General features: G+C 39.8%; 13 protein-coding genes. 9 read left to right on the forward strand and 4 right to left on the reverse strand.

Annotated elements, in window-relative coordinates; translation table 11 throughout:
- Positions 1-51: 51 nt before the first annotated feature.
- The 3 genes from AC0VZ5_RS03410 to AC0VZ5_RS03420 all read left to right on the forward strand — a co-directional run bounded on the left by AC0VZ5_RS03410 (position 52) and on the right by AC0VZ5_RS03420 (position 2,236).
- Entirely contained in the window at positions 52-1,086 is a 1,035-nt protein-coding gene (locus AC0VZ5_RS03410) for an NAD(P)H-dependent flavin oxidoreductase (RefSeq protein WP_475474285.1), read from the forward strand.
- Between the two features lie 6 nt (positions 1,087-1,092).
- A complete protein-coding gene (locus AC0VZ5_RS03415) occupies positions 1,093-1,659 on the forward strand; it encodes a Crp/Fnr family transcriptional regulator (protein WP_475474286.1) in 567 nt (188 codons plus the stop codon).
- A 61-nt stretch (positions 1,660-1,720) separates the two neighbouring features.
- Complete coding sequence (locus tag AC0VZ5_RS03420; RefSeq protein WP_475474287.1) at positions 1,721-2,236, forward strand: YgjV family protein; 516 nt, start codon at positions 1,721-1,723, stop codon at positions 2,234-2,236.
- Positions 2,237-2,240: 4 nt separating this feature from the next.
- Here the strand turns inward: AC0VZ5_RS03420 and AC0VZ5_RS03425 are convergent, their stop codons facing one another.
- Complete coding sequence (locus AC0VZ5_RS03425) at positions 2,241-2,738, reverse strand: NUDIX hydrolase (protein WP_475474749.1); 498 nt, start codon at positions 2,736-2,738, stop codon at positions 2,241-2,243.
- A 246-nt stretch (positions 2,739-2,984) separates the two neighbouring features.
- On the opposite strand from AC0VZ5_RS03425, the gene AC0VZ5_RS03430 reads away from it, so the two are divergent.
- The 5 genes from AC0VZ5_RS03430 to AC0VZ5_RS03450 are packed head-to-tail and all read left to right on the forward strand — an operon-like array spanning position 2,985 to position 8,532.
- Positions 2,985-4,325 carry a sigma-54-dependent transcriptional regulator gene (locus AC0VZ5_RS03430; protein ID WP_475474289.1) on the forward strand — a complete coding sequence of 447 codons (1,341 nt, stop codon included), beginning with the start codon at positions 2,985-2,987 and terminating at the stop codon, positions 4,323-4,325.
- Between the two features lie 39 nt (positions 4,326-4,364).
- Positions 4,365-4,574, forward strand: a complete 210-nt coding sequence (locus tag AC0VZ5_RS03435) for a histidine kinase (RefSeq protein ID WP_138605223.1) — start codon at positions 4,365-4,367, stop codon at positions 4,572-4,574.
- A gap of 23 nt (positions 4,575-4,597) precedes the next feature.
- The gene (locus AC0VZ5_RS03440) at positions 4,598-6,082 is read left to right on the forward strand and encodes a sensor histidine kinase (RefSeq protein WP_464709827.1); all 1,485 of its coding nucleotides are present in this window, start codon (positions 4,598-4,600) and stop codon (positions 6,080-6,082) included.
- A gap of 1 nt (position 6,083) precedes the next feature.
- Positions 6,084-6,545 carry a response regulator gene (locus AC0VZ5_RS03445; protein ID WP_010390893.1) on the forward strand — a complete coding sequence of 154 codons (462 nt, stop codon included), beginning with the start codon at positions 6,084-6,086 and terminating at the stop codon, positions 6,543-6,545.
- A gap of 25 nt (positions 6,546-6,570) precedes the next feature.
- Positions 6,571-8,532, forward strand: coding sequence for an ATP-binding response regulator (locus AC0VZ5_RS03450; RefSeq protein ID WP_475474292.1), 1,962 nt, complete (start codon positions 6,571-6,573; stop codon positions 8,530-8,532).
- A 12-nt stretch (positions 8,533-8,544) separates the two neighbouring features.
- Here the strand turns inward: AC0VZ5_RS03450 and AC0VZ5_RS03455 are convergent, their stop codons facing one another.
- Genes AC0VZ5_RS03455 through AC0VZ5_RS03465 form a run of 3 tightly spaced genes read right to left on the reverse strand, consistent with a single transcriptional unit; the run spans position 8,545 to position 12,245 of the window.
- Positions 8,545-9,555 carry a LacI family DNA-binding transcriptional regulator gene (locus AC0VZ5_RS03455; RefSeq protein ID WP_178955167.1) on the reverse strand — a complete coding sequence of 337 codons (1,011 nt, stop codon included), beginning with the start codon at positions 9,553-9,555 and terminating at the stop codon, positions 8,545-8,547.
- Positions 9,556-9,566: 11 nt separating this feature from the next.
- Complete coding sequence (locus AC0VZ5_RS03460) at positions 9,567-10,895, reverse strand: glycoside-pentoside-hexuronide (GPH):cation symporter (protein ID WP_475474294.1); 1,329 nt, start codon at positions 10,893-10,895, stop codon at positions 9,567-9,569.
- A gap of 15 nt (positions 10,896-10,910) precedes the next feature.
- Complete coding sequence (locus tag AC0VZ5_RS03465; protein ID WP_198521990.1) at positions 10,911-12,245, reverse strand: GH1 family beta-glucosidase; 1,335 nt, start codon at positions 12,243-12,245, stop codon at positions 10,911-10,913.
- Between the two features lie 252 nt (positions 12,246-12,497).
- On the opposite strand from AC0VZ5_RS03465, the gene AC0VZ5_RS03470 reads away from it, so the two are divergent.
- The gene (locus AC0VZ5_RS03470; RefSeq protein WP_010390899.1) at positions 12,498-13,763 is read left to right on the forward strand and encodes a sugar MFS transporter; all 1,266 of its coding nucleotides are present in this window, start codon (positions 12,498-12,500) and stop codon (positions 13,761-13,763) included.
- The last annotated feature ends 15 nt before the right edge of the window (positions 13,764-13,778 follow it).

Consider the following 13,778-nt stretch of genomic DNA (forward strand, 5'->3'; position numbering starts at 1 on the left):
ATGGTTCTGTAAATACTGCAAGTTGTTGAAAAAGTTACAGGGAGAGTTCAAATGAAGCCATCATTGTTTAATACCGCTTTACCGATAATTCAGGCACCTATGGCGGGTGTTCAAAACGAGCAGCTTGCTCTTGCTGTAAGTGAGGCTGGAGGGTTAGGCTCTTTGCCTTGCGCTATGTTATCACCAGCACAATTAGTTGAGCAGCTAGAAATACTTAGCCACAAAACAACGAAGCCGTTTAATCTTAACTTTTTTTGTCATGCAGTTGCTGACTACACACCCGCGCAACAACAGTGCTGGCATGCATTACTTGCCGCTTACTTTACAGAGTATAAAATTGACCCGCAAAGCTTAACTGCAGGGGCTTCTCGTCAACCTATAAATCAATCGATTGTTGATATAATTGCACCTTATAAGCCAGCAGTTGTGAGTTTTCATTTTGGTTTACCTGAGCAAACTATTGTGGCGCAAATAAAAAGCTGGGGCACTAAAGTAATTTCAACGGCAACCACTTTAGATGAAGCTATTTGGCTTAGTGAAAATGGTGTTGATGCCATAATTACTCAGGGTTTAGAAGCAGGGGGGCATCGAGGCCATTTTTTATCTATGGATTTAAGCTTACAACAAACTACTGAGCAGTTAGTTAAGCGTTGTGTTAAGCATATATCACTACCTATTATTGCTGCTGGTGGCATTGCTTCAGCCGATGATGTTCAGCGGTTTAAAGCGTTAGGAGCGAGTGCAGTCCAAGTAGGGAGTGCTTATTTACTATGCAAGGAGGCAACAACATCGGCTTTGCATCAACAGGCTATTTTAGCTCAGCAACAAGATGAGACCACACTGACCACATTGTTCTCTGGTAGAGCCGCTCGGGGTATTCAAAATCGAGTAATCCAAGAGCTAGGTGCTATACCAAAGGGCGTTCCTGCGTTTCCACATGCCAGCAGTGCAATAACAGCCTTAAGAACTCTAGCTGAAAAAAGTGCTAAAAGTGATTTTTCACCTTTATGGTGTGGCCAAAAATATATTCCTAGGGTGGGTGTATCAGCGGCTGATATTACACATGCTTTAATGAAAAAATGGTAATTTTTAATGTCTGATAATCCACTTTTATCGCTTGGCGACAGTTATGAAGCACTAGTAAACAAGTTTAAAGTGCAATTGGCTGGTAAGTATCCTCAGCAACGAATAGCGCCCAATACTGTATTAGTGCAACAAGGCGATGTACAAGGTTATGGGTATTTAATTGTTCAGGGGGTTTTAGGCGCTATTCATAATGACATAGACGGCGTGCAAAAGTGTAAAGAATTTTATTTTAAAGATGAATTTGCGTTGCTGTTTGCCAATTGGATGACCTCAACACCTGCGTTTTATCAATTAAAAGTGATTAACGAAGCCAATGTAATTAAAGTACCACTAACACTATTTGAGCAAGCACAGTATCAACTGATTAAGCAGCAGCTTATTGCACAGCAGCTTATTTTTAAAGAAGCCAAAGAGGCATTTTTATTACTTAATAGCCCCGAGCAGCGTTACTGTTATTTACTCAAACATAAGCCCCATTGGTTGGCGCAGCTAAGCTTGAGCCAAGTGGCAATGTATATAGGTATTTCAGCTATTTCGTTGTCACGAATTCGTAAGCGACTTAACTTAAGTTAAGTACTGTTTTTATAAAGCATTATACACTCCCCATTTTTAAGCCTTAATACTTTGGAGTGTTATGTTTTTAATTGCCCAATCGTTAGTAGCAGCCGCTACTTTACTCGACTTAGCTTCATTTCAGTTTAAGTCCCGACGAATTATTTTAAGCTGTTTATCTACCTCAGTATTATTAACCTCTGCTCACTTTTTTATATTGGGCTATAACAGTGCCGGCTGCTTAATGTTTATTGCCGCGGTGCGTTATTTTTATTGTATTTACTTTAAGCATACTTGGGCTATGTGTTGGTTTATGGCAGTAAGCTGCTTAGCCGTTTATTTTACTTGGCAAGATTGGTTTAGCGCATTTGCATTGGTGGCGACATTAATACAAACTATCGCTTCATTTCAAAATCGAGATTTGCACTTAAGGTTATGTATGGTGGTGGGAACCTCTTTTTGGATAACACATAATATTTTTGCCGGCTCGCCAGTGGCAATAATCATGGAAAGCCTATTTTTAAGTAGTAACTTACTGGGACTATACCGCTTTTATGTGGGTAAAAAATCGCTGAGCGAACCGCAAACGCAACCCTAAACACTTAGGAAAAAAACTGTGCTGCAATGGCTTTTAGCAGATAGGTTTCGCGAATAATCGATAGCCCTTGCTTGTCACTGTTTGCAAGTGTACGTTCGTTATGGGCTATCGCCTGGAAAATATCAACCCATTTAGCCTGCATGCCATTTTGTTTTTCGTAGTGTTCAAGCTGTGCTTGGCCTAGTTGCTCATCAATTTGGCAGAGGTAGCAGTATGATTTTATATGAATAAAATCAAAGTCATCTTTGTACCAAGGGCGGTACTCTTCGTAAAGCCCAAACTCGCTACATATTTTTATATTTTGTGCGCCAGTTTCTTCACTTAGTTCTCTGATCAATCCCTGCTCTATACTTTCATGCGGGTCAATTCCACCGCCAGGTAAGCTAAAGTCGTCATAGCGCTGAGTATACATAAGTAAAATGTGTTGTTGCTTAAATGCAATAGCGCGAGCGGTTGGGCGAGAAAATTGACGACCTTGCTCAATATTGATTGAGGGATGAATGTAGGTTTTTCATAAGCGCATAACAACTCCTGTAATAAAAATAAATTATATCAGTTAGTTATATTAATTGCTTTAATAGAGATTTAATAAGCCGCATAAAATAGCGCTATTTCAGCGCCTATACAGCTACTTATGATTAAACTATTGAATTAAAAATAAAACAGCCGCACTTTGTACCTTAATTATGTATATCTTTCATTTACTTTAAAGGGCAAGTAGAATGGTGAAAAAGCACAGGGATTATTCATGTTAAATATACTTTTAGTCGATGACGACGTCGAATTCAGCGATGTTATTTGCCATATTGTTGAGTTTCTTGGCCACAACATTAATACAGCAACCAGTCTAAAAGAAGCACATCAGTGGTTTGAAAATAATACTTTCGATCACGTGCTGCTCGATTTTATGTTACCTGATGGCAGTGGCTTGCATTTATTAGATCATTTAAAAATGATTGGTCAATCGCCTAAAGTCACCCTTATTTCTGGTCACCCTTCGGTTAAAGGTATTTTAGCTGAGATGTGTGAGCCTAATGTGTCGCATCTATTAAAGCCGCTGCAACGTGAAGATTTAGAATTAGTATTAAACGGCCCGAAAAAAACTGTTAAAAAAGCGAAAAGTGCCGCCATTACACATCATTTTGACACGCTTATTGGCGAGTCTGCGCCCATGCAACAGCTTTATACCATGATAGAGCGCGTAGCTAAAACTAATGCTAACGTTATGCTTATGGGTGAAAGCGGAGCAGGTAAAGAGGTGGTAGCGCAAGCTATTCATAATGCCAGTAAATGCGAAGGTCCACTGGTGGCGAGTAACTGTGGTGCGCTTTCAAAAGAACTTATTGGTAGTGAATTATTTGGTCACGAAAAAGGTGCATTTACCGGTGCTATTGCCCGTAAAGAAGGCGTGTTTGAACAAGCCGATGGCGGAACGTTATTTCTTGATGAAGTCACTGAAATGCCGATTGATATGCAGCCTAATTTATTGCGTGTACTTGAAACTAAAAAAGTAACACGGGTTGGTGGTAATCGTGAGTTACCAGTAAATTGCCGTGTTATTTCAGCGACTAACCGCTCCCTTACCGATTTAGCGCAGAATAATATTTTACGTGAAGATATTTACTTTAGACTCGCTGTTTTTCCAATTGATATACCGACACTTCGAGAGCGAAAAGAAGATATTCCATTACTCGCAAAAGCATTTTTAGGGCAGTTGAACGATGAAAATGGTACAGCGTTTGCGTGGACTAATGAACAACTTAAAGAGCTACAAACATACGACTGGCCAGGTAACGTACGTGAACTTCGCCATGCTATTCATCGCGCTTTTATTATGAGCGACCCGCAAACTAGCACAATTACATTACCTGACAACTTAGAGTCACCTTTTTCAAGGGTTAATACTCAATCTGAGGACAAACAGGTATCAGCAGGGCAAACAATTGAAGAAGTTGAAAAAGAACTTATTCATGCCACGCTCGATAAGGTACAAGGTAATAAAACTTTAGCAGCACAAATGCTGGGTATTAGTACTAAAACCTTATATAACCGTTTAAATGCTTATGGTGGTATTGGCGAGTATAAATAACCAGTATGCAAATTTAATAACAACAAAACGAGGATTTTGATGGCATCGTCAGAAAAAACAAAACCTTTGAATGAGCTGGTACACGACGCACGTGCGCCACTAAATCGTATTTCGATGAATGCTGAACTAATTAAGCTAGTACTTGAAAACGATATGCCAAAAGATAAAGCACTCGCTGCACTGGATAAAATAATTGCTAATTGCCAAGCGTGCAGTGACAGTTTGCAGCTTATTTCAGAGTCGAAGTAACCCTAATTAATTCAGGACGATAAATGATTAAACGCAAACAGCAAGGCAAGGCAAATGTAGTATGGGCGTTATTTATATCTATAGTGCTGTGTATTATTGTTGGTAATGCTTTTTTAGCCATTAATACCATACAAGGCCTAACGCGTACTCAACAAAGTTTAGATAACACTAATATGCTAAGTACGGCGATAGAGCAATTGCACCTTTCAGTAGTGCAAGCTGAGTCGGGGCAGCGTGGGTATTTATTAACCCAAACGGATGATTATTTAGTGCCTTACTACGATGCCGTCGCACAAATAGAGTCTCAAACTAACCATGTGAGCGCCTTACATTCTGAAATTGATGGGCAGGCACAGCGTATTGCTGAGTTATTATTACTGGTTGAAGCTAAAATAGATGAGCTGAAAAAAACGGTTAAATTAGCATTAAATGATAAAGAAAAGCGCGCACTTTTGAGGCTGAATACACATGAAGGGCGTGATCTTTACAGAGAGATTCGGGCGTTGGTTAATGATATTCAAGAGCGTGAATTGTTGTTTAAAGTTAGTCATTTTTCGAAATTAGAACAAATTAAGAAAGAAGCTAAAATCACTTTTGGTATTACTGCAGTTACAAGTACATTATTGATTTTGGGTATGTTTTTATTGGCGAGGTTGAACTTGAAAAATGCGGCCGAGTATCGTGCCGAGCTTGAAATGCAAAATGAAACTTTAGCCAGTAAAGTGAGTGAACGTACTCAAGAGCTTACCTTGTATTCTGATGAATTGAGTCGTAGTAACCGAGAGTTAGAAGAGTTTGCTTTTGTTGCCAGTCATGACTTGCAAGAGCCGTTAAGAAAAATCCAAGCATTTAGTGATCGGCTTGAAAGCATGTTTAAAGACGAGTTGGGCGAAAAAGGCGCTGATTATATTGCCCGCATGAAAAATGCCGCACAAAGGATGTCTAATTTAATTAATGATTTATTAGAGTTCTCTCGAGTAACGACCCGAGGTAAAGATTTTACCGATACCGATTTAAACAGCATTCTGAATGATATAAAAGGTGATTTAGAAATAGCGATTAATGAGTGTAATGCACAGGTTGTTACGGTTGAGATGCCCATTATTCAGGCAGATCCGAGTCAAATGCATCAGCTGTTTTTAAACTTAATTTCCAATGCAGTGAAGTTCAGAGCGCCTAACGTTGACCCGGTTGTTAATGTTGACTTTGAACGAGTGTGTGAGTTTAGTGAAGATCATAACAGTGAAATATGTTGGCATGTTATTACCGTAAAAGATAATGGGATCGGCTTCTCTGATGAGTACGCGGATAAAATATTTGTACCATTTCAACGTTTGCATGGCCGTTCAGAATATAAAGGAACGGGTATTGGTTTATCTGTATGTCGTCGAATCGTAGAGCGACATGGCGGCTCTATTGCTGCGATAAGCTCCCTAGGTGAAGGGGCAACTTTCATCATTAAATTACCTGTGAATGCAGAGTTATTCACACTACAAGGAGAGGCATAATATGCCATTAACAAACGTAAAACCGATTACCATTTTGATGGCAGACGATGATGAAGATGATCGTTTATTAACCCAAGACGCGCTTGCTGAAAGCCGCGTTTTAAATGAATTACATTTTGTTGAAGACGGTGTTGAACTCTTGGAGTATTTAGAGCGCAAAGGCAAGTTTGTAGATAAAAGCATCTCGCCAAGACCAGGCTTAATTTTACTTGATTTAAACATGCCGAGAATGGATGGTCGTGAAGCGCTTGAAGCTATTAAGGCAAATCCAAACCTAAAAGGCATCCCTGTGGTAATTTTAACTACCTCTAAGCAAGAAGAAGACATGGTTAAGGGTTATAACCTAGGCGCTGCGTCTTACATAACTAAGCCGGTTACGTTTGACGGGTTAGTTGAGTTGATGAAAACGCTGGGTAAATACTGGGTTGAGTTTGTAGAGCTACCAAGCACGTTTAACGATTAAGCATATTATTAAAACAGGAGACGCTATGTTAGCAAAGGCAACGAAACTGCTATTGGTTGAAGACGATGAAGATGATTATATTTTAACTCGTGACTATTTAGAGCAGCTCAGTTCCCATGTGTTTGACATAGACTGGATAAGCTCTCCTGAGCAGGCGGTGGAAGTGTTGAGTAAAAATCAACATGATATTTGCTTGCTTGATTATCGCTTAGGGGCATCTGATGGCTTGAGTGTTTTAAAACAAGCGCTTAAAAATGGTTTTTGTGGGCCTATTATTATGCTTACAGGGCAATCAAACGATGCCCTCGATTCAGCTGCGCTTGATGCCGGAGCGGTTGATTACTTAGTTAAAAACGAAATGAGTGGTAGCCGGTTTGCTCGCTCTATTCGCTACGCATTAGCGCGCCGTGATGTAGAAGATGAGCGAGTGGAACGCTTAAAAGCCGAGGCTGAAAACCGTTCAAAAGATCGCTTTTTAGCACATTTAAGCCACGAATTACGAACACCGCTATCTTCTATTTTAGGTTATACAGAGTTGTTGATGCTCAGTGACTTTAACAAGCAGGCTGAAAACGAGCTCGGTGTGATTTATCGTAATGGTAAGCATTTATTAAGCTTACTGAATGACGTTTTAGATTTATCTAAAATTGCTGTCGATAAACTCGAACTGAGTTTAGGGGAGGTTAACCTTGATAGCTTAATGGCCGATGTATTTACCTTAATGCGCGTATCAGCACTCGATAAGGGCTTATCACTAAAGTTTGAATCACTGGAGCCTTTACCATTAGTTATTCGTGTAGATGCCACTCGAGTTCGACAAATTCTCATTAACCTGATCAATAACGCGATTAAATTTACTGAGCAAGGCGAGATTGTGGTTAACGCGTGGACTGAAGTAGTCAATGAGCGTGAAATGCTATTTTTTAGTATTAAAGACTCAGGCTTAGGCATTGCTCCAGAAAAACAAGGTCTCATCTTTAAGCCTTTTGAGCAAATAGCTGATGTAGAGTCGCGTTCAGTAGGTGGTGCAGGCTTAGGTTTAGCTATTTGTTCTGAACTACTTAGTCGTATGCAGGGGGATATTTCATTAGACTCTCATGTCGGTGAAGGCTCAACGTTTACCATCTCCTTATACCCTGGTGATATCAGACAGGTAGAGCGTAATTTATTAAAACTTGATTTAACCCCCAATATGCAGCAAAAAGTAGCCCCCTGCCAAGTGAACGGCAAAGTGTTGGTGGTTGATGATTTACGCGATTTACGCGTGCTAGTTGGTCACTTAATTGGTTCAGCAGGCGCTGAAGTAGATTATGCTGATAATGGTAAGCAAGCGCTTGAAAAAGTAAAAAAACAGCTAGCAGACGGGCACACTACCTACGATATTATATTTTTAGATATCCATATGCCGGTAATGGGCGGAAAAGAAGCTGCTATTGAGCTTAGAAAGCTAGGATTTAAAGGCGCAATCATAGCCTTAACTGCAGCAACTATGAAAGGCATTCATAACGAACTCAATGCGTTAGGGTTTGACGATATGATTGCCAAACCTGTAGATTCCCACTTGCTTTATCAATGCTTAGAGTTAAGGCTCGGGCAAAAAGAACAGCCTACTTCATCTATTCAGCCAATGCCTAAACCGAGTAGAGATAAGAAGTGCTTTTTATTAGTAGAAGATGATGCTGATGCCGCACAAATTACCCAGCTATTACTAGAAAGCTTGGATGTGGATACCGATATAGCAGCAAGTGTTAAAGACTGTAAGGCAGTACTAGAGCATAATAGTAATTACGATAAAGTATTACTTGATATGCATTTGCCAGATGGTACCGGTTTAGAGCTGGCTGGGTTTATTAAACAGCATTACCCTAATATTAAGCGCGTTATTATTAGTGGTATGGAGCCCGATGCTGTGCATATCAGGCAACTAGAAATAGAGCAGGTATTGTTAAAACCAATAAATTTATCATTACTCAATCAGCTTGTTTAACAGCCTATTAGCTTACCTAGATGTTAAAGGTTTAACCACAGATTGGCGTATAACTAACTCGGGCTCAAATAACGTTTGAATAGGGTGTACGCTTTTTTGATAAACATGACTAAGTACCCACTGCGCTGCCACTTTACCCATCTCATCGATAGGATAGTTTATAGTGCTCAACGGAGGGTAAACGTGACGGGTAAAAAACACGTTATCGTAGCCAATAATTGAAAGCTGCGAAGGTAGTTGTATACCATGCTCTCTGGCACTCACCATGGCACCAGTGGCCATTTCGTCATTGGCACACACCAAGGCGGTAAAGGCGGGGTTGTTTTTATACAGTGTAGCGAAGCCTTCGTAGCCACTTTCTTCTACAAAGTCACCTTCAAATAAATTGTTTTCATCAAATTTAATGGCGAATTCAGCAAGCGCTTGTTTATGCCCATTTAAGCGTTCCTGAGCATCTTTTTTCCATAGTGGACCGCTAATATAGGCAATGTCTTTATGGCCCGATTCAATAATGTATTTAGTGGCTAAATAGCCACCTTTAGTATTATCAAGAATAATACAGCGGTCGGCGAGCTCTTCAATATAGCGGTTTAGCAAAACAAACGGGGTTTTGCCTTTACTGAGTTTTATTAAGTATTCATCACTAATAGCTTCAACATGCAAAATAAGTGCGTCGCAGTTACGGCTAATTAAAAATTCGATGCCTTGTTGCTCTCGCTCTGCGTCACTGTGGCCTGCGGTAATAATAACGTGTTTACCTTGGTTTCTTAGGGTGTTCTCTATACCGCTCATCATCGGTCCATAAAATGGCCCCTTAAGCTCTGAAACTAACAAGCCCGCACTATTCGAGCAATTAGAAGCCAGTGATTGCGCAATAGAGTTAGGGCGGTAGCCCAGCTCTTCCATGGCTAAGGTGACTTTTTTTCTGGTTGCATCACTTACGTTTGCATTGTTGTTCATTACTCTTGAAACAGTGGCAAGTGACACCCCTGCAAGCTTTGACACTTCATAAATGGTGGCCATACTATTCCTTGCTACAAATTGCTTTTCTGTGTTATATCGGCAGTGATTTTTTTAATGGTTTTATTGTCTAGGCTGTATTTACTCATTATTAATGCCACAAGTACACTACCAATCGCGGGGTAAAGTGTGAATGAGGTTAAAATACCATTTTTAGTTGCCTCGCTTAATTCCACATTGGCTTGATATTGATAATAAGCAAGTAACCAACCGGCAATCGCTCCGCCTAATGCAAGCCCCAATTTGATAAAAAATACGATGCTTGCGTAAACTAAACCCGTGAGTCGACGGCCATTCTGCCAGACTCCGTAATCAATAGTATCAGCCATTTTTGCCCATAATAAAGGCGTTGCCATTTGAGTGAAAAAACACCATAAAAAATACACCAAAAACGCTAGTAAAACGTGTTCATTAGGGATAAAAAAAGCAAGGCAGCTCAATATGGCGGAAATATATTGTAGATAAACATAAGCCACTTTCTTATCAAGGCGTTTACTTAAAGGTTGTGCGCAGGCGCAGCCTAGAATATTACCAATCATACCTAAGGTTACAAATTCGGTGATTAAATCTTCTTTGCCAAGAACATATTTTACATAGTAAATAGCCAATGTCGTGCGCAACACCATACTGGTCAATAATACCAGAGCCGCCATACACAAGATTTTAAACGGCTGATTTTGCCATAAAACATGAAGTTGTGTTTTTAAAGATAATTTATGCGGTGGATTGCTCACTCGCTCTTTGGTGTAACGAAAACAAATTAGAAACAACATCACACCGAGGCAACTCATAACCAGCATGGTGAGTTGATAGCCCATTTCGTTATTACCATTACCAAACCATGTTACTAAAGGCAAAGTGCAGCTTGTAACCAATAAACCTCCGAGCATGCCAAATACAAACCGGTATGATTGAATGGAGACACGTTCGTTGGGATTGCCACTCAATACTCCGCCAAGTGCCGAATAAGGAATGTTTATTGCGGTGTAAACTAACATTAGCAGGGTGTAGGTAACGAAGGCGTAAATAATTTTGTTGCCGTCATCCATCTCAGGGGTAGTAAAAGTAATCACGCTTATAACGGCAAAAGGGATGGCAAGCCAAAGTAGGTAGGGTCGGTAGCTACCGTATTTAGTATGAGTGGCATCAGTGAGTGCGCCCATTATTGGATCAGTTACTGCATCAATGACTCTAACTACTAAAAAAAGGGTGCCCACAACTGCAGGCGAAATACCAAAAATATCAGTGTAGAAAAAAGTTAAAAACAGCATGACGGTTTGAAAAATAATATTACTGGCCGTGTCACCTAGGCCGTAAGCTATTTTTTCTTTTTTACTCAGCATAAAAGCCACTCGTTATTATTTTTGGCGCTGTTTAAGAAAATCACGATACGCAATTGCGCTTTGTTTTAAGGTACGTTGTTGAGTTTGGTAGTCAACATAGACTAGCCCAAAGCGTTTTTCATAACCATAGGCCCATTCAAAATTATCCATTAAACTCCATGCAAAGTAGCCTTGTACATTAACGCCTTGCTCAACTGCATTATGAACGGCATTAAGATGGCTATGGTAATAATTGATACGTTGTATGTCATCTACTTTACCATTTATTAATATATCAGCCATCGCTGCGCCGTTCTCTGTTATATATACCTTAGGTAAAGTGTAACGATCATTTAGTGAAAGCAGTAATTCGCACAATCCCTGCGGATATATTTCCCAGCCCATATCTGTGGTGGCAACATTCTCTAAAGAAACTTCGCTAAACCAATGATCTGGGGTATTTTTGTAATGAATACGAGTATAGTAATTAACCCCTAAAAAATCGATCTTTTGGCTAATAATTGCCATATCTCCATCACTAATCTGTGGCTTTGCATCATTTGCAAGCTCATTAATCACTTCAGGGTAACAGCCCTCTAGTACTGCCCGTATATACCATTGGTTATGATAGTCATCAGCTAATTTAGCAGCGCGTTCATCAGCAGTGGTAAGCGGATAGGATGGGCTAAAGTTAAGTACTATACCGGCTTCTATCGTGGGGCAATTCTTACGTATCACTTGCATTGCGAGTCCATGGGCAAGCAGTAAGTGGTGCGCTGCTTGGCGTCCTGCTTTTTGACTTTTTATGCCTGGTGCATGTACCCCTATTTCATAGCCTAGGTAGGCGCTACAAAAAGGCTCATTTAAGGTCGCATAAGAGTCAACTAAGCCCTCTAGTTGTTGAGTTACTATATGAGTGTAATGAGCAAATTGATACGCGGTATCGCGATTTAGCCAACCACCGTTGTCTTCTAAATGCTGTGGTAAATCCCAATGATATAAAGTGACATAAGTTTTAATGTTGCGCGCTTTTAAAGCTTGTAATAGCGATTTATAAAACGACATTCCTTGAATATTCAAGCTGCCATCTTGGTGTAAAACGCGTGGCCAAGAAATCGAAAGACGATAAGCGTCTACAGCTAAATCAGCAATCATTTGTACATCTTGTTGCCAATATTCAATGTGTTTACATGCTTGGTTGCCGTTACTGTTATCTGCAATGGTGTTTGGTTTGTTACAAAAAGTATCCCAAATACAGGGGAGGCGGGTATCGTAACTTCCCTCTATTTGAAAAGAGGCTGTAGCAACCCCAAAAATAAACGGCGGCTTTAAGAGGGCTGACGTGCCTGGTAAGGAGATTGTTTTAAACACAATGAGATACGTCCTTAAGCTTGCAAATAATAATGAGCTTTACAGTAGTTAGCTAAGCAATATAAATTGCATAATACAACAATGTAAGCGCTTACAATATTTTTGTAAATAAATTGATAAATTTTCTCTATATGCTATAAATGTAAGCGCTTACATTTGGTGTTGCAACTATTATCTGCATTTTAAGTTTTACTAAACGCAATAAAATAGAGGTAACAATCTGATAATTAAAAAATAATTAGAGATTATACTATGGCACATATCACACAGCCACTACCGGCAGCAGAAAACAGCCAAAAACCAGGGTCTACACACACCTTTGCGTTAACATCGCTTACGACCTTGTTTTTTATGTGGGGTTTTCTTACTTGCCTAAACGATATTTTAATTCCGTATTTAAAGGGAATGTTCTCCCTTAATTACACCCAAGCAATGTTGGTACAATTTTGTTTTTTTGGTGCCTACTTTGTTATGTCAATTCCTGCAGGGAAGCTGGTCAGTAAAATAGGTTACCAATTTGGTATTGTTGTTGGTTTGGTTGTTGCTGCGATAGGGTGTGCACTATTTTACCCCGCTGCAGAGGCACATGTTTACGAGCTATTTTTACTTGCTTTGTTTGTACTTGCTTCAGGGATCACTATTTTACAAGTCTCTGCCAACCCTTATGTAAGCGTATTAGGGCCTGCAAAAACAGCGTCTTCGCGCTTAACTATGACTCAAGCTTTTAACTCTTTAGGTACAACTGTTGCGCCATTGTTTGGTAGTTGGTTAATTTTGTCAGAAATTAGTCAAGCTACAGCAGAACAAGTTAAGTTTCCTTATTTAATGCTCAGTGCAAGTTTATTAACATTGGCGATTATTTTTGCTTTTTTAAAGTTACCTAAATTAGGTAAAGCGATTGACAGTGAAGCAGAAAACCAAGGTGACACTGAGTTTGTTGATTTAGGCAGTGTATGGAAATATCGTCACCTTATTTTAGGCGCGATTGGTATTTTTGTTTACGTAGGGGCTGAAGTGGCCATAGGTAGTTTTTTAGTTGGCTTTTTAACCCTTGATCATATTGCAGGCTTACCAGAGCAACAAGCAGCACATTACATTAGCTATTATTTTGCAGGTGCAATGATAGGGCGCTTTGCTGGCGCCGCGATTATGCAAAAATTAAACGCAGCTAAAGTATTAGCTTGTCACGGTATTTTAGCAGGCTTACTTGTGTTAATTGCTATGACGGGTCAAGGGTCACTGGCTATGTGGGCTATTTTATTAGTTGGATTATGTAACTCTATTATGTTTCCTACTATTTTTAGTTTAGCACTGCAGGGGCTTGGTAAATACACCTCGCAGGGTTCGGGTATTTTATGTTTAGCGATTGTTGGCGGTGCCATTATTCCGTTATTACAAGGTATGCTAGCTGATAACATCGGTGTGCAATTAGCTCTTATTCTGCCCATTGGTTGCTATTTATATATTACTTATTTCGCGCTGTTTGGTGCAAAAAAAACAACGTCAACTCCTCTTTGAGTTTTAGGTGAATGT

This window comes from Pseudoalteromonas sp. QJM3NY_12 (assembly GCF_056173165.1).